Annotated in this window: 20 protein-coding genes and 3 pseudogenes; 12 read left to right on the top strand and 11 right to left on the bottom strand. The window is 68.6% G+C overall.

Annotated elements, in window-relative coordinates:
- Positions 1 to 216: pseudogene (locus ACYVK3_RS12120) on the bottom strand (MFS transporter); the annotation flags it as partial.
- Positions 217 to 831: 615 nt separating this feature from the next.
- Positions 832 to 1,284, bottom strand: coding sequence for a YdeI/OmpD-associated family protein (locus tag ACYVK3_RS12115; protein ID WP_460497571.1), 453 nt, complete (start codon positions 1,282 to 1,284; stop codon positions 832 to 834).
- A gap of 149 nt (positions 1,285 to 1,433) precedes the next feature.
- Between ACYVK3_RS12115 and ACYVK3_RS12110 the strand changes: the two genes are divergently transcribed.
- Both ACYVK3_RS12110 and ACYVK3_RS12105 read left to right on the top strand, forming a co-directional pair.
- Positions 1,434 to 2,081 carry a TetR/AcrR family transcriptional regulator gene (locus ACYVK3_RS12110; RefSeq protein WP_460497570.1) on the top strand — a complete coding sequence of 216 codons (648 nt, stop codon included), beginning with the start codon at positions 1,434 to 1,436 and terminating at the stop codon, positions 2,079 to 2,081.
- A gap of 302 nt (positions 2,082 to 2,383) precedes the next feature.
- Positions 2,384 to 3,124, top strand: coding sequence for a hypothetical protein (locus ACYVK3_RS12105; RefSeq protein ID WP_460497569.1), 741 nt, complete (start codon positions 2,384 to 2,386; stop codon positions 3,122 to 3,124).
- Between the two features lie 47 nt (positions 3,125 to 3,171).
- Here ACYVK3_RS12105 and ACYVK3_RS12100 read toward each other — a convergent pair.
- The 3 genes and pseudogenes from ACYVK3_RS12100 to ACYVK3_RS12090 form a co-directional block, all read right to left on the bottom strand.
- A pseudogene (locus tag ACYVK3_RS12100) lies at positions 3,172 to 3,351 on the bottom strand (alpha/beta fold hydrolase); the annotation flags it as partial.
- Between the two features lie 319 nt (positions 3,352 to 3,670).
- Positions 3,671 to 6,556, bottom strand: coding sequence for a hypothetical protein (locus ACYVK3_RS12095; protein ID WP_460497568.1), 2,886 nt, complete (start codon positions 6,554 to 6,556; stop codon positions 3,671 to 3,673).
- Positions 6,557 to 6,849: 293 nt separating this feature from the next.
- Positions 6,850 to 7,287, bottom strand: coding sequence for a MarR family winged helix-turn-helix transcriptional regulator (locus ACYVK3_RS12090; protein WP_460497567.1), 438 nt, complete (start codon positions 7,285 to 7,287; stop codon positions 6,850 to 6,852).
- A gap of 89 nt (positions 7,288 to 7,376) precedes the next feature.
- On the opposite strand from ACYVK3_RS12090, the gene ACYVK3_RS12085 reads away from it, so the two are divergent.
- Positions 7,377 to 7,856, top strand: coding sequence for a cupin domain-containing protein (locus tag ACYVK3_RS12085; protein ID WP_460497566.1), 480 nt, complete (start codon positions 7,377 to 7,379; stop codon positions 7,854 to 7,856).
- 245 nt (positions 7,857 to 8,101) lie between these two features.
- Here ACYVK3_RS12085 and ACYVK3_RS12080 read toward each other — a convergent pair whose 3' ends face one another.
- Positions 8,102 to 8,845, bottom strand: coding sequence for an SDR family oxidoreductase (locus tag ACYVK3_RS12080; protein WP_460497565.1), 744 nt, complete (start codon positions 8,843 to 8,845; stop codon positions 8,102 to 8,104).
- 80 nt (positions 8,846 to 8,925) lie between these two features.
- Between ACYVK3_RS12080 and ACYVK3_RS12075 the strand changes: the two genes are divergently transcribed.
- Positions 8,926 to 9,408: an RrF2 family transcriptional regulator gene (locus ACYVK3_RS12075; protein ID WP_460497564.1), complete on the top strand. Its 483-nt coding sequence runs from the start codon at positions 8,926 to 8,928 to the stop codon at positions 9,406 to 9,408.
- Positions 9,409 to 9,500: 92 nt separating this feature from the next.
- Here the strand turns inward: ACYVK3_RS12075 and ACYVK3_RS12070 are convergent.
- Together ACYVK3_RS12070 and ACYVK3_RS12065 are read right to left on the bottom strand one after the other, a co-directional pair.
- A pseudogene (locus ACYVK3_RS12070) lies at positions 9,501 to 9,734 on the bottom strand (SDR family oxidoreductase); the annotation flags it as partial.
- Positions 9,735 to 9,812: 78 nt separating this feature from the next.
- On the bottom strand, positions 9,813 to 11,216 hold the full coding sequence (locus ACYVK3_RS12065; protein WP_460497563.1) for a family 43 glycosylhydrolase: 1,404 nt from the start codon (positions 11,214 to 11,216) through the stop codon (positions 9,813 to 9,815).
- A gap of 332 nt (positions 11,217 to 11,548) precedes the next feature.
- On the opposite strand from ACYVK3_RS12065, the gene ACYVK3_RS12060 reads away from it, so the two are divergent.
- Complete coding sequence (locus ACYVK3_RS12060) at positions 11,549 to 11,833, top strand: DUF1905 domain-containing protein (protein WP_460497562.1); 285 nt, start codon at positions 11,549 to 11,551, stop codon at positions 11,831 to 11,833.
- 33 nt (positions 11,834 to 11,866) lie between these two features.
- On the opposite strand, the gene ACYVK3_RS12055 is transcribed toward ACYVK3_RS12060, so the two are convergent.
- Both ACYVK3_RS12055 and ACYVK3_RS12050 read right to left on the bottom strand, forming a co-directional pair.
- Positions 11,867 to 12,472, bottom strand: a complete 606-nt coding sequence (locus tag ACYVK3_RS12055) for a response regulator transcription factor (protein WP_460497561.1) — start codon at positions 12,470 to 12,472, stop codon at positions 11,867 to 11,869.
- On the bottom strand, positions 12,469 to 13,638 hold the full coding sequence (locus tag ACYVK3_RS12050; protein WP_460497560.1) for a sensor histidine kinase: 1,170 nt from the start codon (positions 13,636 to 13,638) through the stop codon (positions 12,469 to 12,471). The genes ACYVK3_RS12055 and ACYVK3_RS12050 overlap by 4 nt, the downstream gene beginning before the upstream one ends.
- Positions 13,639 to 13,761: 123 nt before the next feature.
- On the opposite strand from ACYVK3_RS12050, the gene ACYVK3_RS12045 reads away from it, so the two are divergent.
- Positions 13,762 to 14,715, top strand: coding sequence for an ABC transporter ATP-binding protein (locus ACYVK3_RS12045; protein ID WP_460497559.1), 954 nt, complete (start codon positions 13,762 to 13,764; stop codon positions 14,713 to 14,715).
- Between the two features lies 1 nt (position 14,716).
- Positions 14,717 to 15,481, top strand: coding sequence for an ABC transporter permease (locus tag ACYVK3_RS12040; RefSeq protein ID WP_460497558.1), 765 nt, complete (start codon positions 14,717 to 14,719; stop codon positions 15,479 to 15,481).
- A gap of 107 nt (positions 15,482 to 15,588) precedes the next feature.
- Here ACYVK3_RS12040 and ACYVK3_RS12035 read toward each other — a convergent pair whose 3' ends face one another.
- On the bottom strand, positions 15,589 to 16,188 hold the full coding sequence (locus ACYVK3_RS12035; RefSeq protein WP_460497557.1) for a TetR/AcrR family transcriptional regulator: 600 nt from the start codon (positions 16,186 to 16,188) through the stop codon (positions 15,589 to 15,591).
- Positions 16,189 to 16,240: 52 nt separating this feature from the next.
- Here ACYVK3_RS12035 and ACYVK3_RS12030 point away from each other — a divergent pair, with 52 nt between their 5' ends.
- The 5 genes from ACYVK3_RS12030 to ACYVK3_RS12010 all read left to right on the top strand — a co-directional run bounded on the left by ACYVK3_RS12030 (position 16,241) and on the right by ACYVK3_RS12010 (position 22,828).
- Positions 16,241 to 17,227 carry an alpha/beta fold hydrolase gene (locus ACYVK3_RS12030; RefSeq protein WP_460497556.1) on the top strand — a complete coding sequence of 329 codons (987 nt, stop codon included), beginning with the start codon at positions 16,241 to 16,243 and terminating at the stop codon, positions 17,225 to 17,227.
- Between the two features lie 240 nt (positions 17,228 to 17,467).
- Positions 17,468 to 18,406 carry a DMT family transporter gene (locus tag ACYVK3_RS12025; protein ID WP_460497555.1) on the top strand — a complete coding sequence of 313 codons (939 nt, stop codon included), beginning with the start codon at positions 17,468 to 17,470 and terminating at the stop codon, positions 18,404 to 18,406.
- A 403-nt stretch (positions 18,407 to 18,809) separates the two neighbouring features.
- Positions 18,810 to 19,679, top strand: a complete 870-nt coding sequence (locus ACYVK3_RS12020) for an isocitrate lyase/PEP mutase family protein (protein WP_460497554.1) — start codon at positions 18,810 to 18,812, stop codon at positions 19,677 to 19,679.
- 13 nt (positions 19,680 to 19,692) lie between these two features.
- Entirely contained in the window at positions 19,693 to 20,619 is a 927-nt protein-coding gene (locus ACYVK3_RS12015) for a beta-ketoacyl-[acyl-carrier-protein] synthase family protein (RefSeq protein WP_460497553.1), read from the top strand.
- A 19-nt stretch (positions 20,620 to 20,638) separates the two neighbouring features.
- Positions 20,639 to 22,828, top strand: a complete 2,190-nt coding sequence (locus tag ACYVK3_RS12010) for an iron-containing redox enzyme family protein (protein ID WP_460497552.1) — start codon at positions 20,639 to 20,641, stop codon at positions 22,826 to 22,828.
- Positions 22,829 to 22,838 lie beyond the last annotated feature (10 nt).

Here is a 22,838-nt window from a genome sequence, read left to right as displayed (position 1 = left end):
GACGAGCGTCATGGCCGCGAACGCCAGGTTGTACCCCGCGACGACCCAGTGTAGAGGCGACCCCGAGGTGCCGAGATCGCGGCCGATGCTTGGCAGGGCGATGGCCGTTCCGGAGATCGACATCGCGACGAGTACCACGCCGACGAGCACGACGGGGAGTGTGAGTGGGGATGGCCGAACCGGGGCCGGTGCGGCGGTGAAGATGGTGGCGTTCATGGCTTGCCTTCTGTGGTCGAGGACGGAACGCCGCCTAGGCAATCACCTCAACTTTAGTTGAGGTCAAGTCTGCGGTGGTGTCCGTCACGTCACATCCGCCGCGTGTAGGGCTTATCCTCGATTTGGCGCCCGATTCGCTGTCAATCTCATGCGACTTCATCGTGTCCGATCTAAGAGCGAATCCGCGGTGCCCCCACCCGCACACGGACCAGATCGCAGGCGAACTTGCGATCAGTTCTTCGAAGTGCTGGTTCTGAGACCAATGGCTGGATGCAAGCGTCGATGGGCGAGGGGCATGAAGTCGCCGGTGGTTGCAACGGAGTCGCGGTCTGTCCACATAGTCCGGTCGAAATTTACGCCACAAACCAGCCACAGAATTTGGCACACGATGGCCGATCCTGCGCGACTACCCTGGTTACCAAAACGCCCCCGCCATGGACGGCCAGTTCTGCGGGTTCTGGATGACTCCGTCGAGGGTGATGTAGGTGGAGTTGATGATCTTTCGCATGCGGCTGCCTTTCGGTCGGCGACTCTCTGCCGATTCGTCGAGCGGTGATCGCCTGGATCGACGAGCATCTTCTTCGAGGGCACGATCACCCTGGCCGTTGATCAGGGCTATCGACGCGGGCGGGCTTGACGCAAGGCGTCCAAGGTCTGCTCCAGTCGACGTTGACGGGTCTCAGCCTTCTTTGCCTGTTGGATCCACTCGGTGTAACCACGTTGCTGACTCGCGGTCAGCCCGTCGAAGAACGCGTGCGCGTCCGGTTCGGAGCTGAGCGCCGCTTGCAGATCCTCGGGCACGTCGACGTGCTCGGGCTCAGTCGCCAGCGCGATCTCCACATGGAGCCGGTCTCCCGCCTCAATGCCGGCCGCACTTCTGACCACGCCGCTCACGGGGATCATGACCTGGCCGGCCATGGTGCCGAGGCTCGTCCGAAACCGATGGCCGTTGAGCGAGACCGTCACCTTGGAGCGTCGCCCTCCGCCCAGCGCCTCGATGATGCTGTCCGGCACGGGCACACCCGTGGCCGTCTTCCCGTTGAGTCGGAGCTCGGCGTCGAACTTCATGACGCACCGCCCCACGACCGGCGTTCCATGATGCGCCCACCCCTTCCCGAGAGTGCAGTAGTGCTGGACTGTACAGTACTACATAGGTACTGTACGGTCTAGTACTAGATTTGCGGCAGTGCATTCGAAGCGGGAGGCGAGGCAAGACAGTGGAGAGGCAAGAGCGCGACCCGCCCCAGGGGCGGACGGCGATCAAGCGGCGGCAGATCACCGAGGCGGCGCTGATCCTGTTCCTGCGCCAGGGCTACAGCAAGACGAGCATGGACCAGGTCGCCGCGAATGCGCGCGTCTCCAAGCAGACCGTGTACAAGCGGTTCGCCGACAAAGAGACTCTCTTCCGCGAGATCGCACACGGCGTGACGGCGAACTCCAACCGCATCATCGAGGAGCTCGCCGGAGTCGTGGACACGCCGGTCCAGACCGCGGACGAGATGCGAAAGCTGCTGCAGCGCCTGGCGCGACGGTATCTCGATGCGGTCATGGAGCCGCACGTGCTCTCGCTTCGACGCTTGGTCATCGCCGAAGCGGAGCAGTTCCCCGATCTGGCCGACCAGTACTACCGGCGGGGCCCGGGCCGCGGTCTGGGCCTGATCGAAGCCGCGCTCCAGCGATGGGGCGAACAAGGTCTCATCGCGGCCGCGGATCCCGCCCTGGCCGCATCCCAGTTCGCCTATCTCGCGTTGGGTGCCAGCCAGGACAGAGCGCTCTTCCATCCCGGTCTCACCCCGGACTCGCTCGAGCGAGCCACGATCGCCGAAGCCGCCGCGAGCACGTTCCTGGCTGCCTACGGGTCGTGATTGTCAAGGCTCGCCCGCCCGGGTGCGACCCGCCACCGGTACGCACCGTTGAGCGACCGTCGCGGAAGCGATTAGCGTCCATGCGGGGGTGCGGACGCCGTCGTGGGCCTGGTGGTTGTATTCGCTCCGGAACGTGTCGATCCAGGTGGCGTAGGCCAGGGGCGGCGGCTGCGTCGTTTAGCGAGTTCCGAGAAAATCAACGGTCAGAACCGGGCGCCGGCACTACTCCAGTTGTAGGGGTCCTACAATCACTGTCCGAATTTGGTCGGGAACCCCTTGCGCATGAGGTCGATACTGGCTTCATGAACACCGTTACTGACACCCGAGGCTCGCTTTTGCGACGCCATCCCGAGATCATCGGGGGCCCGCTCGTGGCCGTCCTGTTCGCCGTCGCCTACTGGGGGATGGAATCCGTCGCCGCGATGATTCCCTACACCCTCGTCATGGCCGTCGCGGTCTTCACGGCGCTGACCTCGGTCAGTGTCGTGGCCCGCTCGGTCGCCTGGATCGTCTTGGTGACGGCCTGGATCTCCGACTTCTTCTCGTACTTCGACCACTCCAAGGGGAACACCGACGCGGGATGGGTCGTGCCGGTGGCCGAGACCCTGATCTGGGTCTGGTTGGCGATGCCTGCGGCAGTTTTCCTGCTCGTGTGCTGGAAATCCCCGCGGCCGCGGTTCGACACCTACCTCGCCGAGGCGATCCTGCTGGTGCTCATAGCGATGCAACTGGGGGCCTCCACCCCCGGTTACATCAGTGAGGCCGCCCCCGGCGAAGTGCCGGTGGGGATCCTGCTCTACCTGGGCGCGGCGGCGTACTTCGGTGTCGCGGCCTGGCTGGTGCCGACGCGGCGGATCTTCTACGGCGTCACCGCCCTCGGCGGGATCGCCATCGCGGCCTCCGGCACGGTGCTGTTCTCAGGCGAGTGGGTGCACAACTTCGTGCTGTTCCCGATCATGGCGTTGGGGATCCCGCTGGTCGGCCTGGTGCTCCAGATCGCCCGGAGGGGCCGAGGCAAGGTCCGCGCGACTGCTGCCGCCTGACAAAGTCCCGCGGAACCCGATGCGATGAAGGCGTCCAGCCGAGGTCCGGTGTCGACGAGCGCGAGCGCGATCACCAAGTCGGGTCGTTGCTCGGCGAGAGCGGCGGCGACCATGCCGCCGCTGGAATGGCCGACCACTATGGCGCGCTCGGAACCGGACCTCGCAGCCCATGCTCCCGGGTTCGGCCGACCGGCCGCGCCCGAGCAGGTCGATCCGGATGACGCGATGGGAGTCCGTCGGCAACGGCACAGGGCGTCCCACGAGCGGGCCGACGCGGCGGACCCGTGGACGAGCAGGAGCGCCTTCGGTATCGATCTCGGCCAGCAGGTCGGGTTCGACCTTCTGAGTAGCTGCTCGGCACACTACGAGAATGGCGGCGAGTCCAAGCGATCCCAGCTTCGCGAAGCTGCCGGTGCCAGGTGTGGGAACAGGCTCGGTTCTCCTTTGATCATGCCGATTCGACATCGTAAGGATCGTTTGGGCCGTGCTCGCACTGGCCGGCGGAGGCGGAGCTCAGGAGCCCCGTCCCCGCCGGAACCCGTCAGCTCAGGAGAGCGTGAAGGTGATGAACCTCGGTTTGTAGATGCTGGGGTCGCGGTAGTGGGCGCCCTCCGGGCCCACGGTGGTGTCGAAGTGGTTGACGTTGTACGAGAGCGTGAAAGTGTTGCCCGAGCTCAGTGTCTGGTGGATGTGCGGGTTGTAGGCGAAGACGTCCTCGTCCCCGTAACTGCCCCATGGCCCCGTTTCGGGCATCGAGAAGACCAGGCTCTGGTTCGTGAACGGACCGGCGGGCGAGCACGAGGTGTACGCGTACACCTTGTTGCTGAACGCCTCCGTCGAGTCCTGGCTGACCATGACGTACTGGCCGTTCCACTTGGTCACGGAGTACTCGTTCGCGATCCCGTTGAGGCCGATGCCGGCGTCCCACTCGTAGGCGGTCCACCCGTCCGGGGTCCAGTACTGCCATTTGTCGACGGCGTTGAGATTCGAGCCGTGGACGCGGGCGATGCGCTGCTTCTTGTCGGTGGGTGCGTCGGCGAGCCCGTAGACGTAGGTGTAGCCGTCACCGGACTGGCTGGCCGGCAGCAGGGCCGAGCCCCAGGCGCCCGCCTGCGACGGGAGTTCATCGACGCGCAGCGGCGTGCTCAGGTCGCCGAGGGAGAACGTGGCCACGACGTTGCGCTTGAAGCCCCAGTCCCATGAGCCTGAACCGAACCGGTAGTACTCCTGGTACACCACCTGGAGATAGTCGATGCCGTTCTGGCGCGAGATCATGCCGTCGCCGAGCCAGAACCAGTGGTCGGCTTCGGACGGGGGCATGATCGCGGCCGGATCGGCCGCCGTGCCTCCGTGGATGGTGGACAGCGAGTTCCCGTCCTGTCTGACGAAGGTGCTGTTGACCAGCTGTGCGGAGGTCGGTCTGGTGCCGTCGTCGTTGAGCGGCCCGAGGAACGTGTCCGAGAAGAGCCACAGCAGGTCGCCGTCGGGCAGGCGCACCGAATAGGTGGAGTCGCCGCCGGTCCAGCCGTTCGGGGTGCTCTCCGCGTAGTCCAGGAACCGCTGCTCGGGCGCGGCGCCGGTCTGCAGGTTGCCCACATTCAGGTCCGACAGGTTGCACGAGCGCTTGTCCAGCGGAATGAGGGCGCGCACCCGCCAGGAGTAGTCGCGGCCGTCGTTGTCGGCCTCGACCGAGTCGTGGTCGAGGTCGGTGCGGGTGGCGACGAGCGTGACGACCATGGGGTGCGCGAAATCGGGGACGGTGATGACGTTGTTCGTATCCGGGTAGACCGCGCGCGCGACGGTCGGGTACTCCGCGAGCGATCCGGGACTGCCGACCGGGGACCAGACGAGCGCCACGTACTCGATGTCGTCGCGGTCAGCGGTGGCGATGGTCAGCGTCGACTCGTAGCCGTCGGAGGGATCGCCGGAGTCCTCGGCGGCCGAGAAGTCGAAGTAGGCCGACCCGCCCGGCTCGATCGTGGAGGTGTAGGTCTCATCGTGCCCGAGCGGGACCGTGCGCGCCGTCCGGGTCGGTCGCTCCAGACCGAGGATGTGGTCGTCGGTCCCGTCCGAGCCCAGGTTTCGGCGCCACAGGTCCTTGTCCGGATCGGCGTAGCCGTAGCCGGCCATGGGGTTGGGCGGCGCGCCGCTCTGTTCGGCGGCGAGCCGGTAGTTGGCGACCGCGAATCCCAGCAGGGTCGAATCGCGGTCGAGGCCGTACCCGGCCAGCGTCGCCTCGATAGCGGCGATGGGGTAGACGTCGTGGGAGGCTATTCGCTCCCAGGTGCGCCGCACGAACGAGCGGTCGGTGCGTTCGCTCAGGTAGACCGGGAGCACGAAGGCGCCGTACTGGCGCGGGGCGCCCAGCTCCCCGGCGCCGTTCAGCGCCCGCCCCGGGTCGGACAGGAACGTGTCCACGTTGCGGGCGTACAGTTCGGCCGCGTCGGAATTGGCGGGGTCCCAGTCCTGGAGTCGGTACGACTGGACCGCGGCCCATTCGGCGGTGGCCTCCATCCACCAGTTCATGGACTTGAACGCGGCGCCGCCCATCCAGTTCAGCAGGTAGGTCCAACCGGTTTCGCCGGTGTCCCAGTACTGGTACTGCACGAGGTGGAAGAACTCGTGCCGGGGCACGTAGTCGTAGTTGTCCTCATCGTCCAGTCCCGGATCGGAGGGGAGAACGATCATCGGCTGGTCGTTGATGCCGAACGGCAACGCGAACGGGTGGCCTTGGAACCATCCTTCCTGGGTCTCGTTCAGGCCCACCACGACGCCCCAGGGTCCCGAGCCGGGGTCGACATCGAAACCCAGCTCCCGGAACGCCTCCTGGGCCTCGTCGATCGCGTTGATCATGTCGACCACCGCCGTGGGGCGGCCGTTGGGGCCGGCGTCGGCTGGGACTCCCCGCTCGTCGCCGGGGTGGTCCTTGATGTCGTAGAGGAACACGAAGTCGTCGACGAACGCCTGGCACTCGTAGTCGTGGAAGTTGTATTCGAGCGAGGAGTCGCAGTCGTCGACCTGTGCCGCCGAGGACTCGGGCGCGGTGATCGTCTGCCGTAGGGGGTTGTCCTCGCCTTCGATCTCGGCGCCTTGGGCCGATAGGTAGGCGAGGTAGCGTTCGGGCTCCTCGATCGGGCCGGTAGGACGCAGCTCCTCGGGGACCGTCTCAGGGGCGGTGAAAGAGGCGAGGCCGTACTCGACCGCTTCGGCGGTGGTGATCTCGCCGCTACGGTGCGCCTGAAGGAGGTGCTCATCGGGCCCGAAGTCGGCCTCCCCGGTTGGGGAGGGATGCTCCTGGTTCTGAGCGAACTCCTCGGCGATGGCCGCGTCGAACGCGTGCGCTTGGGGAGCTCCGGAGTCGTCGGCGGTGTCGGGGGCGGGGTTCGGTTCCGCTTGTGCTGCGGGCGCGGTGAGCAGGGTCGCTGCCACCACGGCTGCGCAGGCTTGAGAAAGCCGTTTCAATTGTCCTCCATTAGGGTGAGGTGTATCGAGTATCGCAGCCCCGCAGTGGATTCCGATAGGGCATTTGCTTCGTGCGAGCGCTTCGCGGCAGACCGGCGAGCATCACGGGCGGTGTAGCGCATGGAGCAGCTCGCCTGCCGGTATCGGCGGCCGGATTCGGGCGGAGCGGTCCGTCGATCGGTATCAGTCGGCGGCTGAGCGCGAACGCCGGCGGTCAGTCGAGCACCGTGAGCACGTATGGGGATGCCGATCCGGGAGGCGCCTCATTGATCCAGGCGGTCGCCGACCGCTCGCATCGCCCGGCCTACGGCTCGGAAATCCTCCGGATCGACCACGTCGACGAAATGGGATCGAACCGTTCGGAGATTGTCCTCGGCGGCGGCTTCGAGGAGCGCGAAGCCCGCCTCGGTCAGTCCGGCCGCTACGCCGCGCTTGTCCGCTGCGACCGCCATTCGGCGAACCAGGCCCCGCTCCTCCAGCCCTCTGACGCGATGGGACAGCCGGCTGCGCGAGTAGTAGGCCAGCTCGGCGAGTTCGGCCATCCGCATCGACCCGTCCGCCGCCTCCGAGAGCCGGACGAGGACCTCGAATTCCGCCAGTGTCAGGCCGTGCCGCTCCCGCAGGCGGCCGTCGAGCATGTCGATGAAGCGGATCGACCCTTCGATGAAAGCGCGCCAGTCGCGTTGCTGCTGCTCGTCCAACCACTCGGTCACCAGTACAGCCTAACAGTTGAAATCTTCAACTACATGAGCGTAGTGTAGTTGAAGAATTCAATTAGATTGGAGTCGTCGTGACCTTCAACAGCCCCTGGGTGATCCAAGAGCGGGACGCCGAAACACTTTCCTCGCCGGACCTTTGGCTCCTGGCCGATGGCAGTCACACCGGCAGCCTCCTCGGCGCGAACCGTCTCGCGCTGGAGGCCGGCGCGCCGGGCGCGAAGCCGCATTACCACGAGCGATCCGCAGAGGCGTTCTACGTCATCGATGGGGCGCTCAGCATGCTCATCGAGACCGAGGCGTTCACCTTGGACAGGGGCGGATACGCCGTCGTTCCCGCTGGAGCCACGCACGCCTTCGCCGCGGGTGAGGAGGCGCCCGCCGATGTCCTCATCACTCTGGTCCCCGGTGTCGACAGGTTCGAGTACTTCCGGATGCTCGGCGAGCTCCTGCGCGGGGAGCTGCCCGAACAGGAGGCGGCGCGGATTCACGAGCGGTACGACGTCCACTTCGTGGACGGTCTCGACTGGGGCTCGAACCGCAAGGCGGAGTGAGCGCAGGGCCTGCGGCGTGCTCCGTCGTCGGGCGCGATCGCCCCCGACGACGGAGTCGACGGAACGCCCTTGCAGGACTGTGGCGATGCGACCGCGCTGGTGCTCGTGGCCGGCGCGGGCAGCGCGGCCATGTCGGGGCGTGCGACCGGCTCGACCACCCGGGTCGGCGACACGGCCCACCCGGGTGGTCTCCGGGGCTCGGCGACGAGCGGAGGAGCCCGCCGCCGGCGGAAGACGGCTGAGGCTCAGTGTTGAGCGGCGAGCCAGTGCTCGAAGCTGGTCGCCGCCAGGTGCGCCGGCTGAGCCGGCAGCAGCACCTCGCCGGCCATTTCGGGCCCGAACACGCCCGACCAGGTCGGGACGAGCCTGATATCGCGGCCCTTCGCCTGAAGAGTCCGCCGGGCCATGTCGACCAGGTCCTGCGTCTGGGGTCCGGCCACGTCGGCGTGACGTCCCCGCGGACCGTCCAGGGCCACCTTGGCGAGGACGTCGGCGACGTCGTCCGGGGCGATCGGCTGTACCAGCAGCGGGGCGATCTCGGCGGTGCCGTTCTGCTCGGTCCAACCGGCGACCATCTCGGCGAAGTCGTGGAACTGGGTGACCGGGACGATCGTCCACGGCACCGGACCGGCTTCGACCAGACGTTCCTGTTCTCGTTTGCCGTAGTAGTGATCGTTCCCTTCGACGCGGTGGACGCCGACGATCGACAACAGCACATGATGGCGGACCCCGGCGCGGGCTTCGGCCTCGAGCAGGTGCCGAGTGGCCGCCTCGAAATAGGACACTGTGCCGTCGCGGTCGAGCGGCGGGGCATTGGTGGCGTCGACGACCGCCTCGACGCCGGTAAGCGCCTCATCGAGGCCCTCGCCCGTGAGCAGATCGACCCCTCGTGAGCGGCTGATGCGGACAACGTCGTGTCCTTCGCGTTCAAGGGCGTCGGCAGTGCGTGTCCCGATGTTCCCGGTGGCGCCCGCGATCGCGAGTCTCATATCGGTCCTCCTTCTGATGGCTACGCCGTGAGCCTATCGTGGACTTCATAGGTCCGCAATATCTACGATATGATGGGATCGTGAAGTTGCCCGCAAGCACTGAATGGGTGTTGCACTGCGCCGCCTCGCTCGCCCAGCTCGAACCGCACGTGTCGGCCTCGACCTCGCAGCTGGCCGAGTACTTCGACCTGCCGCCCGCCTATCTCGCCAAGCAGCTCAAGGCTTTGGTCAGGGCGGGCGTGCTGACCGCCACCTCGGGACCGAGAGGCGGATTCCGGCTCGCTCGGCCGGCCGAGGCGATCTCCCTGCTCGACATTGTCGAGGCGGTCGACGGCGGTGCCTCGCCCTACGAATGCCGCGAGATCCGTCAGCAGGGCCGCGGCGCTCTGCCGCCCGAGGACTGTCGCAGCACCTGCATCCTCGCGGTGAAGATGGCCGAGGCCCACGAGGCATGGAGGCGCAGCCTCGCCGCGGTCACCCTCGCCGACGTCCTCGACTCGCTTCCCGACTGGGTGCCGGCGAGAACCCGGTCGCTGCTTCCCGCGGAGACCGCAGGGCCTTAGTGCTCCTTGCTTGTTCGTCCGGGGCGGTCTCCAGCAGACGAGTGCGCGGCCGAGGGGGAGGAGCGCTTCGCGGGTCACGTCTGCCGTGTCGATCAGGTGAGGTCGAGGCCGCCGTCGACGGTCAGGACCTGTCCGGTGATCCAGGTGGTGGCGGGGTCGGCGAGGCGCAGGATCCAGGCGGCGACCTCCTCGGGTTCACCGCGGCGGCCCAGCGGGATGCGGGCCGCTTCGTCGCGTGTGATGGCCTCGACGTCGGCTTCGGCCAATCCCGCCGCGGTGAGCGCCTCGCTTTCGGTGGGCCCGGGGGCGACGGCGTCGGCGCCCACGTCGGTCTGTCCACGGACGCGCAGGCGGGGACCTGACGGCCCCCGCCTGCGGCCCGGTGTCCGTCCGGGACGCCGGGCTCAGATCGGGTCGATGCCCTCGATGGTCGGGACGACTGGGCGGATGGAGCCGTCCGGCTCGAAGTGCAGGCGGTCGATCATGGTCTCCCGATGGGTGCCGTCGCCATCGGGTATGGCGAACCGGTGGTAGGCGATGTACCACCGATCGGTGCCGGGGACCTGGATCACCGAGTGGTGGCCGGTGCCTTTGATCCCTTGACTCAGGTCCTTCTGCAAGATCACCCCGACTCGGTCGCTCCACGGACCGGTCGGCGAGGAACCGGTGGCGTAGGCGACCCGGTAGTCCTCCGAGCGGGTGTCGTTCTCCGACCACATGAAGTAGTAGGTGCTCCCGCGCTTGATCACGAAGCCGCCCTCGTTGTAGTTCGCGGGCTTGTAGGTGCGCACCTGCGCGGCGTCGAAGGAAACCATGTCGTCGTTCAGCGGCACCTGGTGCGAAGAGCCCTGACCCCAGTACAGGTAGGACCGGCCACCGGTGTCGGTGAAGACCATTGGATCGATCATCTGGCCCGCGTAGGCGCCGGCCGAGACCAGCGGGTGGCCGAGGGCGTCCCTGAACGGGCCGGTCGGCGAATCCGACACCGCCACCCCGAGCTGTTTTCGCGTGTCGCCGCTGGTCCGCCCGCCGGAGAAGTAGAAGTAGTACTTTCCGTTCTTTTCGGCGATCGCGGGAGCCCATGCCGAGTCGTCGGCCCATGCGACGTCCTCGGCCACGTCCAGGATCACGCCGTGGTCGGTCCAGTGGACCAGGTCGGTGGACGAGAAGGCTCGGTACTGGGTGCCGGACCAGCCGGGGAATCCGTCGGTGGTCGGATACAGGTAGTACGTGCCGTCGAAGACGACGAGGTTCGGATCGGCGAACAGGCCGGGCAGCGCCGGATTCGAGGCCAGACGCAGCTCCCACTGCCGGCCGTCACCGGTGTCGCAGTTCCCCTGCTGGAGCCGTGCGCCGTTCGCCGTCGATCCGTCGAGCACCCCCAGGCACTTGCCGGAATGGCGAGCGATGAGCCGCACCTGCCCCTCCCCGGCGTCCTGGACCTGCCACTGCTGGTTGGTCCCGCCGTTGCAGCTCCACTGGATGACCCTGGCGCCGTCGGACGTCGAAGCCTCGTTGACGTCGAGGCACTTGTCGGAGTGGCGAGCGGTGAGCTCGACATAGCCGTTTCCGAGGTCGTTCATACGCCACAGTTGGTTCAGGCCCCCGTTGCAGTCGTACTGTCCGATCTCGGCGCCGTCGGCGGTGGAGGCGCTGATCACGTCGGCGCACTTGCCGGAGTGGAGGGCGGCCAAACTGACGGAGGTCCCGTCGGTTCGATGGTGGTCGGCCGCGGCTGGAGTCGCTCCGCCGAGCGCGACGGTCAGCGCCAGCGCGATGGCAGCGCCTATGGCGAGGATTCTGGGCATGGCGTTCTCCTTGGCTCCGAGGGCGCGACCCGAGTGGACGTGGAGCGGTGATATCGATAACACTGCTGCTCGGACTTCTTGGGACGATTGAGGTCGACGGCTTGAGACTATCGACAACCCATATATAAAGTCAAGTACATCAATATAAGAGGCATGTCGGTCCCGCGTGCCGGGCGGCTGCTGTCGTGACCGCCCCCGGCGCCCCGCGGGAACCGCTCCTCGGAACGCTCGGCGATGAATCCGCGTCACCCGCCTCGTCCTTACCGGTGAAACCGCCGCCCTCGGCCTCCCCGCGCCGCGGGCGGCCACCGCGCCTCACCGAAGGAACCGCCATGAGCACCGAACCGCAGCCACTTGACTACACGTTCACCGCGCCGATCGAGAAGGACGGCTCGTTCCCCACGTTTCTCACCGTCCCCGACTCCGCCGAATTGCTCGGCACCCGCCGCGCCGTCAAGGTCACCGGCACCATGGACGGCCACGAGTTCGCCGCCACGCTCATGCCCTCCGGCCAGGGCCCGCACTGGCTGCCCGTCCGGGCGGCGCTGTGCAAACTCATCGGGAAGGGGGCGGCCGGCGAGCAGGTGACCGTCCGGCTCCAGCAGCGGCTCACCTAGGCTCAGCCGACTTTCGACGCCGTCCGGGCCGGTTCAGATCCAGCCCTGCTCCCAAGCGTGCTGGGCCGCGGCATGGCGGGTGCGCCTGCCGAGTTTGCGCATCGCGGTCGACAGGTAGTTGCGGACGGTCCCGGGCGCGAGATGCAGCTCGGCGGCGATCTCATCGATCGTGCCCCCGCCGCGAGTCGCGCGCAGCAGTTCGAGTTCCCGATCGGTCAGCGGGGACTCGTTCTCGGTCAAGGCCGAGGCGGCGATCTCGGGATCGATGTAGCGGCTGCCGGAGCCCACGTCGCGGATGATCTGCGCGAGGCGGTCGGCCGGAGTGGTCTTGGGGACGAAGCCCTGGACTCCGACCGCCAGGGCGCGGCGCAGCACCCCGGGCCTGGCGTGCCTGGTCACGAGCATGATCCGGATGTCCAAGCGGCGCTCGCGGATCTGGGCGGCGGCCCACAGGCCGTCCTGCGGCGGCATCTCCAGGTCGAGCACGGCGATGTCCGGGACGTGCCGTTCTGCCAGCGCGACCGCCTCGGTGCTGCTCGAACCCTGCGCGACGACGGCGAAGTCCTCCTCCAGGTCCAGCAGCGCGGCCAGCGCCTCCCTGACGAGGGTCTCGTCGTCGGCGATGAGCAGCTTGATCACGTGGCCCCCTCTGGTCTGCGCGGCAGCGTGCCGGTCAGGGTGAACCTACCGTCGCGCCGCTCGTGGTCGACGCTCCCGCCCGCCTCCGCGAACCGCTCGGCGAGCATCGTGATCCCGTTGCCTCGCGGGCCGCCCTTGGCCTCTCGCGCTCCGTCGTTCGCGACGGTGACGGTCAGCCGCGTGTCGTCGGCGCTGACGGCCAGTTCGGCCGCCCGCGCTCGCGCGTGCCGCAGCATGTTCGTGGTGGCCTCGCGCACCAGCAGCCCCAGCAGATGCTCGGCGCGCTCGTCGAGCGGACTCGGCCCGGTGCGCACGGCGGCCTGGATGCCGGCCGACCGCAGTATTCGCGCCGCCGAGTCGATCTCGTGAGCGAGGGTGACCTTGTGGTAGCCGGACACGACCGCCCGGATGTCCTTGAGCGCTTCGCGCGCCAGTTCCTCCACCGCTTCGATCTCGGCGCCGGCCCGCCTCGGGTCGGCCTCGACCAGTCTGCGGGCCAGTTGCGCCTTGAGCGTGATCACCTGGAGGTGGCCGCCCTGGACGTCGTGGAGCTCGGCGGCGAAGCGCAACCGTTCCTCGGCGACGGCGAGTTCCCCGGCGATGCCTCTGGCCTCGTCGAGCCGCTCGGCGACCTCGTAGAACCACCACTGGCAGACCACGCCCGCCTGGACTGCGGGCACCATGACGAGCGCCAGGATCAGTCCCGCGGCGTCGGTCAGACCGAGGGCCACCAGAGCGACCGTGCCCGCGGCCACGGTCGCGCAGGAGATCGCGGTCGTGCGGAGGTAGCCGCCCGGCCCGCCCGCGAGCAGCCGACCCGTCTCCAGCAGGGCCACCGGCACGATCCACGATGAGGTCACCGGCGTCTCGAACAGCCCCGCGCCGAATCCGACGGCGACCACGGCCCACCCGGTCCACAAAAGCCGCCGCCGCAGCCGGATACCGCCGTGCTCCATGAACAGCCACAGCACCGCGGTCGCGAGCCCCAGCGACACGAACAGCCCGGCGACCGTGATCCACAGGAGCGCCTGGCTGGAAGGCGCCTCGCCGGCCAGGAACAGCAGCGCGACGGACAGGCCGGCCGGCCCGGACGAGATGAGCGTCCAGTAGGTGTACCGGTGGAGTCGCTTCAGGTCGCGGACCGGGAGGTCGAGGAGGGTTGACACCCCGAGATTGAACCATCCGGGGCGGCGAAATGACAAAAGTAACGCGGACGATGGACATCGCCACGCGCATCGGTGCGGTTCCCTCACTACCGGCCGCGCCGCGCACCGACGATCGTGGAACGCATGAATCCGACACCGCTCCCTCTGGTCGACCACACGGCCGCGGGCACTGCCACGGCGATCCGCGCCGAGCATGTGACGTGCCGCTACGGAGATTTCACCGCCGTTGACGGCCTGACCCTGGAAGTCCCCGAAGGCGAGCTCTTCGCCTTGCTCGGCACCAACGGCGCCGGGAAGACCACTTCCATCGAGGCCCTGCACGGAGCGCGCCGCGCCGACGAGGGCCGCGTCAGCGTCCTCGGTCTCGATCCGCGAAGGCACCGTCGCCGCCTCGCCTCCGAGGTCGCCGTCATCGGTCAGGACACCGGCTTCGCCGCCGACCTGACCGCCCTGGAGACGCTGCGGCTGTGGAACGACCTGCACGGCCGCCGCGGCGAGCCCGGGGCGCTGATGGAACGCGTCGACCTCGCGGGCCGCGCCTCCACCCGCGTCGGGGCGCTCTCCGGCGGCGAGCGCCGCCGCCTCGATCTGGCGATGGCCCTGGCCGTCCGGCCGCGCGTGCTCTTCGCCGACGAGCCGACCACCGGCCTCGACCCGACCTCGCGGCGCAGCGCCTGGGCGCTGCTGCGCGAACTCGCCGCCGAGGGCACCACCGTGCTGCTGACGACGCACTACCTCGACGAGGCCACCGAACTGGCCGAGCGGATCGCGATCATGGACCGGGGCCGGATCGTCCGCTTCGGGACCGTCGAGGAGGTCACTTCCTCCCACGGCTCGCTGATCACCGCTCGCCTGCCCGAGCACCTCGGCGCGCTCGACCTGCCGCGGCTGTCCGGCCGTGTCAGGTTCGAGGACGGGGCCGTCGCGGTGCGCACCGACGATCTCCAGCATGACCTCCACCGGCTGCTGACCTGGGCCGACTTCCAAGGCATCGAGCTGGGCGGCCTGAAAGCGAACCCCGCGAGCCTCGACGAGGTCTTCGCCGAACTCGACACCCATGCCGAACAGGAGCGTTGACATGACCACCGCGAACCTCCGCTCCGCTCGGCCCGCTCGCCCGGCGTGGTCGCTGCTCGCCGCCGCCGAGTTCCGCCTGATCGCGCGCAACCGCACGGTCCTGATCTCGGCGACGATCGTCCCTGTCGTGTTCGCGCTGGTCCTGATCGAGTTCGAGGTCGGCTACCTGGCCGCGCCGGGCGCGCTGGCCGCGATGCAGCTGGTGTTCTTGCAGCTGTTCGGCGTCTTCATGACCGTGACGATGACACTGGCGGCCCGCCGCCAGCAGCTGTACTTGCAGCGGCTGCGCACCTCCCCGGCGTCGACCGCCGCCGTCGTGGCCGGTCTGACCGTGCCGCTGGTGCTGCTCGTGCTGCCGCAGACCGTGTTCGTCTTCGGAGTCACCAGCGCGGTGACCGGGACGTTCCCCGAACATCCGGTGCTGCTGGCGGCCGGGTTCGCGCTGTGCTCGGCGATGATGATCGGCTTCGGCTTCCTGACCGCTGCGTTCACCTCTTCGCCCGAGTCCGCGCAGTTCACGGCGCTGCCGGGGTTCTTCGCGGTCATGGGCGGGATGACGTGGGCGCAGACGACCGAGCCCGAGAACCTGGGAATATGGCACCTGCTGGTCCCCGGAGGCGCTCCGGCGGCCCTGGTGCGGGCGGCGTGGGAGGGCCCGGTGGACTGGCCGATCGAGATCGTCCTGGCGATCGTCGCGGGAGCGGCGGTAGCCGCGGCAGTAGCCCTGCTCGCGGCCCGAGTCTTCCGATGGCAGCCCCGAGCATAAAGGAGCAGACGGCCTCCGAGCTCACTTCGCTCCTGGAAACCCCTCGGTCTCCCTTCGGCGAGCAGCCCGGCCGCGGCCGCCGCCCGCCGGCAGGGGCCTGGAGTCGCTCAGGGGGACAGGGCGGTGCGGACGAGATCCGCGAGTTGGTCGGCGGCCGCGAGCGTGTCGTAGTCGGGGTCGCCGAGCTGTTCGGCGACGATCGCGTCGATCGCGCCCCCGACGATGATCGCGAGGGTACGCAGATCCAGGTCGGCACGGGCGCCGAGGGAGTCCTTCGCCTCGCCGAGGAGGCGCGCCAGCGGCCGCCATCGCTCCGCAGGATCGTACCGCCCCTCACCGTTGCTCATCGCCTCCACGATCATGCGGGTGTGCCGGGGGTGATCGTGGAGATGCCCGACCATCCCCCGGATGTAGGCGGCGGGTGCTTCCGCCGCGTCGGCGGCCTCGACGGCGGCGGCCACGTGGTCGGTCAGCGCTGTGAGGACATGCTCGTGCGCCGCGTCGACCACTGCCGCTTTGGTCGGGAAGTGGTAGAGGACCGCCGCTTTGGTGATGCCCGCGCGTTCGGCGATGCGCGCCAGTGACGCTCCGGCGTATCCGCGGTCGGCCACCAACTCGATCGTCACATCGATCAGTTGCCGGCGGCGCGCGCGTTCGGTGAGCGTCAGCTCCCCGGGCTCGCGACTTCCGACCGCTTTTCTTGTCATGATCAGCATTCTACCGTAAGGTCGAATTACTTACCAATCGGTTAGGAGCATCATGAGCGACCAGGAGAAGACGCCTTCGCGCCGCCGACGCCGTTGGCTCATCGTGCTGACGGTGCTGGCGGTCGGCGTCGCAGCGATCGCCTTCGTCGCCAGGACCCCGTCTCCGGTCGGGCACTGGACGAGCGCTGAGGGGCACGACGAGTTCGCCGACGCGTACGCCGAGGCCTTCGCCGATATGCCCGAGCCCGAAGAGACGCTCGACGTCCGCACCGACTACGGCGTCGTACGCCTCTACCGTTTCGCGGGGACGGGTGACGCCTCCGCGCCGCTGGTCCTGCTTCCCGGGCGCTCCTCGGCCTCGCCGGTGTGGGCGGACAACCTTCCCCACCTCCTGGAGGTCGGGGACGTCTACACCATCGATCTGCTGGGCGAGCCGGGCATGAGCGTCCAGGACCGGCCGATCGAGAACGACGACGATCAAGCGCTGTGGCTCCACCAGACGCTCCAACAACTGCCCGAAGACCGCTTTCACCTGGTGGGCATGTCCATCGGCGGCTGGAGCGCGACCAATCTGGCGATCCGGCGGCCCGAACTGATCGCCACGGCCACGCTCATCGACCCCGTCTACGTCTTCGCCGACATGCCGCTGGAAACCGTCATTCGCTCGCTCCCGGCGGCACTGCCGTGGCTGCCGCGGTCATGGCGCGACGGTTTCAACTCCTGGGTCGCCGGCGGTGCGCCGGTCGAGGACGAGCCCGTGGCCGAGATGATCGAGGCGGGCATGCAGCACTACAAGCTCCGCCTGCCCCAGCCGTCCCGGATAAGCGAGGAGCAACTCGAACGGCTCGACCTGCCCGTCCTGGCGATCATCGCCGGCGAGTCGGTCATGCACGACGCGCCGTCCGCGGTCGAAACCGCCGAGCGTGCCTTGGACGACGGCGATGTGCGGCTCTACCCGGACGCGTCGCATGCCGTCAACGGCGAGCATCCCGAAGACATCGCCGCCGATCTCGCGCGGTTCCTCGGCGAACACGGTTGACCGCGGCCCCGGGCTTCGACCCTGGCCGCCGGGCCCTGTGTGGACTCGCCGGCCTGGGATCGGGCTCAATCCGCCGGAGCCGTGCTCCTCCGACGTCACGGCGGTAGGCGCGCTCGAGTTCGGCGAGGGCGACTTCTCCGGTCCACGAGTACACCGAGCGGGCTTGCTCGACGCCGATGCGGGGTGTCCCGAGAGACGCCGATTCGGTACGATTCGTGCAATTGGACGTAGGAACGCGTGATGCGCCGATCGCCCGAAGGAGCCCCCTTGATCCCCGTGAACCATCCCCGTGCGGTCGCCGCCGCGAGTGCGACCGTGGTCCTCTGGGCTTCGGCGTTCGTGTCGATCCGCGCAGTGGGGGAGCACATCGACCCCGGCCCGCTCGCCCTGGGACGGTCGCTCTGCGCCGCCGCCGTACTGCTGGCGGCCCTGGCGGTCAGAGGCGAAGGCCTGCCGGATCGACGTGCCTGGCCGGGCATCGTCACCGCCGGCGTCCTCTGGTTCGGCGTCTATATGATCGCGCTCAACTGGGGCGAGCAGCTCGTCGACGCCGGCACGGCGGCGCTCGTCGTCAACATCGGCCCGATCCTCATCGCGCTGCTCGGCGGGTGGTTCCTCAAGGAGGGCTTCGCGCCGCGACTGTTCACCGGCATAGCGGTCGCGTTCGCGGGCGTCGCGGTCGTCAGCCTCTCGATGTCCGGCGCCGGGGCCACCTCCGTTCTCGGGGTGCTGCTCTGCCTGGTCGCCGCCGTCACCTACGCCATCGGCGTGGTCGCGCAGAAGCCGGCGCTGCATCACGCCTCGGCACTGCAGTTCACCTCGTTCGGCGTGTTCATCGCCACCGTGCTGTGCCTGCCCTTCGCCCCGGCACTGGTCTCCCAGCTCGGGTCCGCTCCGGCCTCGGCGGCGCTGCACACCGCCTATCTCGGCGTGTTCCCGACGGCGTTGGCGTTCATGACCTGGGCCTACGCCTTGAAGCACACCACGGCCGGCAGGATGGGCGCGACCACGTACGCCGTGCCGACGCTGGTGGTCGTCATGTCATGGCTGTTCCTCGGCGAGACGCCCGGCTGGCTGACCCTCGCCGGCGGCGCCCTGTGCCTGGCGGGCGTGGCGATCTCGCGTTCGCGCGGACGGGTGCGCCCTCCCGAGGAGGAGCCCGTCCCGCTCCGCGGTTGAGCCGCTCATAGTGTTGTGTTCGTCACTCTCGCTCGGACGCTCTCGCTTCGTCTCCTCCAAGATCGATTCGCACGGGATTCGTCATCTGAGGCTCATGTGACTGAATCGCACCCGAAACCGATCACTTCACGCTCAGTTATACTCAATTCACCTAGTGCTCTCATCTGTGACACCCACTGCTCCGTAGGATCATGGAACACTTGCATCGAAAGGGACCACGATCGGTCGAGGGGCATGGCGAAGAACGAATCCCTCCAATGTGCCGAAGCTTTGCTAATCTGATCCAGGCTCGAACGCAGGACTCCGGGCCACACGCAGAACCTCAAGATCAACTCGGCCCTAATAACAGTGCCCATACACGCCCTGAAAATTCCAGGTTGGATATACACAGGAAGACGCAGGTATGGTAGTCGATCGAGTCGCCAGCACCGAGAACGACGCTCAAGCCGAATCCGCGCAGCGCCGCAAGGCCGAGGACTTCGCCAGGCTCCACGCCGAGGACGGCCCCTTCGTAATCCCGAACCCGTGGGACGCTGGGACCGCGAAAATATTGCACGCCATGGGGTTCAGTGCGCTCGCCACCACCAGCGGCGGCCTCGCCGGCACGCTCGGCAAGATCGACCGCAACGCCGAGGTGACCCGTGAGGAGACCCTCGACAACGCCCGCCAGATCGCGGTCGCCACCCCGCTGCCGGTCTCGGTCGACCTCGAGGACGGATTCGGCGACTCACCGGAATCAGTTGCCGAAACCATTGGTCTCGCGGCATCTATAGGTGCAGTAGGTGGCTCTATTGAGGACGCTACGGGCCGTATTGATAACCCGATTCGGCAGTTCGGCGAATCGGTCGAACGCATCGAGGCGGCCGTCGAGGCGGCTCGAAGTCTCGATTTTCCGTTCATGATAACGGCGCGCTCTGAGAATTTCCTCTATGGAATAACCGACCTGGACGACACCGTCGCGCGGCTCCAGGCTTTCGCCGAGGCCGGCGCCGACGTCCTCTACGCCCCCGCACTGCCCGACGCCGAATCGATCCGCCGCGTCTGCGCCGCGGTCGATCGCCCCGTCAACGTGCTCCTCGGCGCGGGTCACCGCCTCACCGTCCCCCAGCTGTTCGAACTGGGAGTCCGCCGGGTGTCGCTCGGCTCCTCGCTCTCCCGAGCCGCCCTGGGCTCGTTCAAACGGGCGGCCGCCGAACTCCTGGAGCACGGCACCTGCGAATTCACGCGAGATGCCCTGACGATGGCCGACATGCGCGAGCTGATGGGCAAGTAGGGGACCGGGACTCATGGCATACCTCAACGCGCCCCAGTATGTCCTGGGGGAGATCACCGAACCCTACGACGCCATCAAAGGCTGGCGCGAACGCGCCGAAGCGCTCCAGATGGCCCCGCTCCCCGAGCTTTGGGGATGGGGCCGGGTCCGCCGCACCGAGAGGGACACCGCCGAACTGGCCGTCGACTCAGGCCGCGCCACGCTCGATCGCGCCGGCGTCGCGCCCGACGACGTCGACGACCTGTACCTGTGCTCGACCGCGTTCCCGACCTCGCTCGACGCCCAGACCACCCTCACCGCTCGGGTCCTGCGCGGCCTGGGCCTGCGCCGGGCGGCCGTCACCGGCGTCAGCCTCGCCAGGTGTGCGAACCTGCTGCTGGCCGTGCGTGCGGCCAGCGCCGCCGCGGACTCCGGACAGACCCGGACCGCCCTCGTCATCACCGCGGACCGGATCCAACACGAGCCCCACCGCATCGAGAACTTCGCGCTGTTCTCCGACGGCGCCGCGAGCTGCCTCGTCACCCCCGACGAGCGCGGCGACGGTTTCCGCATCGCGGCCGCGGCCGCGGCACAGGACCTGGCCGTCGCCGAGCCGGCCGGCCAGCTCTCGGCCGAGCTCGCCGTCGAGGTCAACGAGCGCCTGCGCCGCGCCACCGGCGTCGGACCGGGCGACATCGCACGAGTCCTCCACAACAACCTCTACCCGCCCCTGGTCTCCCTGAAGGAGGCGCAGGCCGGCTTCGCCCCGGAGCAGCTGCACCTCGCCAACATCACCCGATTCGGACACTGCTTCGCCGCCGACCCGCTGATCAACCTGGCCGACCTCGCCGAGGCAGGCGAGCTCCGCGACGGCGCCCCCTATCTCCTCGCGTCGAGCGTGCCCGGCATGCGGGCCGCCGTACTCCTCCGCCGCCACGCCCCGACCCGCACCCCGAAGTAGCCACCCACCGGAGCGAACCATGCGCAACGCCGCCGAACACCAGACCGAGCCGCGCCTCGACACGACGACCTCCCTGCCGATCCGCCCCCACCACTTCGCCCCGGAAGCGTGCGACGCCGCCGAGGCGGTCCTCGCCCGCCAACCCCGCGTGTGGCTCGAGCGCCTGCTCACCGACGCCGAATCCCAGAAGGCGCGCCTCCTCGCGATCCGGATCGCCGACGCCGTGCTGGGCGCGGCCCCCGACCACGCAGCGACCGACCCGGCCGAACTCATCGTGCACCGGCGCGCAGCCATCCGGGCGCGCATCGACCACCACCGCGGCGGCCCGGCATGGAACCGGCTCGTGCGCCAGCGCGCGCCGCTCGCGCTGATCGCAGGCTCCTGGCTCGACATGGTCTCCCAGCCCGCCACCGAACCCGCCGTCATCGTGAACCGCCTCGGCGCCCACCACCTCGCCCTCAAGGGCGAAGGCGTCATCACCGACTCCCTCGAATCGGCGCGCCGCCGCACCCTGGAAGCCGCCGGCATCCACCTGCCGCCGCTGCGCGCCGCCGACTTCACCCACCGATCCGAGACCAGGCCGCTCACCGCCGTCCACGCCGCCTTCTACGCCGCCCTGTCCCTGGTCTCGGCCACCCATCTCCCCGAAGTCATCGGCGTCCACTGCGCGTACTTCCTCCTCGGCGCTGACGACCGCCTGCTCGGCAACGAACCCGCCGTCGCCGAGACCGAGCTGCTCGCCGTCCTCGACCAGTACCGGCGGCTGTGCGACGGCTCGCCCACCGGCGAGGACGACTGGAACCGCCTCCGGCGCGCGGTCGCGGCCGTGCTCGCCCTCGAGGAGGAGCACCTCGACATGGCCGATGCCTTCGCCTCCTGGATCGAGCACCTGTCGCTCGACGACAAGGTCGCGGCGATCGTCGCCCGCCACATGCCCTTCGCCGGCAAGCAGCACAAGCAGGTCAAGGTCGGCGGCCGACTCCTGACGGACTGGTTCGCCGACCCCGATCGGGCCGACCTCGCCGCGTTCCTCGACGCGCTCGCCTCCTCCCGTCACCTGCGCCCCCGCTCCGACGGCACCGTCCGGTTCATGGAGGCCATCAAGTTCGGCGGGCCGATGTTCGGGATCTTCGACGCCGAGGAGGCCGCGACGTTCGCCGAATGGATCGACGCCGTCAACGCCGGGGAGCGCGGCCGGATCACGCTCTCGGCCAATGAGGCCGGCGACGCTGCGGCCTGGCGCTGGCACGACCGTATCGCCGCCGGACCGGCGCCCGGCCGTCTCGTGTTCGAACCGTCCGGCGCCCTCGACGACCGGGAGCTGTTCTACCGCCTGGTCAACGTCGAACAGTTCCCCAACGTCCTCCCGCTCGCACGCGAACGCGCCGAGCAGGGCCTGACCGAGGCCGAGATCCTGTTCGACCACGGCGGCGAAGGGCGCTACACCGACGCCTCCTGGTTCGAGTACAGCCCCGAAGCGCTCCTGGAGCGGGCCGAGTCGATCTACTGGCGCAAGCTCGTCGAGCCCTACCGGAGGCTCGAGGAGATCCCCGGCCGCGACGAGGTCGTCTTCGGGCAGAAACTCACCGCGTTCGGCAGCATGGTCGACGGCGCCTGGGTCCACCGCATCGGCGGCCTCGGCCGCTACGAGCGCCGCGCCGACGGCATGCTGCTGGGCATCTACGCCGACGAGATGGGCCGCGGCGACGTCGCCAAGAACCACATCACCCTCATCCGACGGGTCCTGGAGAGCATGGACGTCCACCTCCCGCACCTCCGCAGCGAACAGTTCAAGGACCAGGCCGAACTGCCCGACGTCTACGCCTTCCCGATCCACCAGCTCAGCCTGGCGCTGTTCCCCGACTCCCTCTACGACGAGATCGTCGGCTACAACCTCGGCATCGAGATGCTCGGGCTCGGCGAGATGCGCCTGCACGAGATCCAGAAGCTGCGCCGCTGGGGATTCGACACCGTCTACGAAGAGGCGCACCTGACCATCGACAACTTCTCCTCCGGGCACGCCCGCCAGTCGGTCGACCTCGTCAACGTCCACCTCGACGACGTCGCCCGCCACAGCGGCCGGGAAGAAGTGCGGCGACGGTGGCGGCGGGTGTGGCGCGGCTACGCCTCGTTCGCGTACCACCTCGAGGTCGATCTGGTGAACCGGCTCAAGGCCGCACCGGAACCGTCCGCCGAACTGGTCATTTGAGGAGGTCCGC

The sequence above is a fragment of the Glycomyces tarimensis genome, from assembly GCF_054776215.1.
This window is presented reverse-complemented; position numbering and strand designations above follow the sequence as displayed.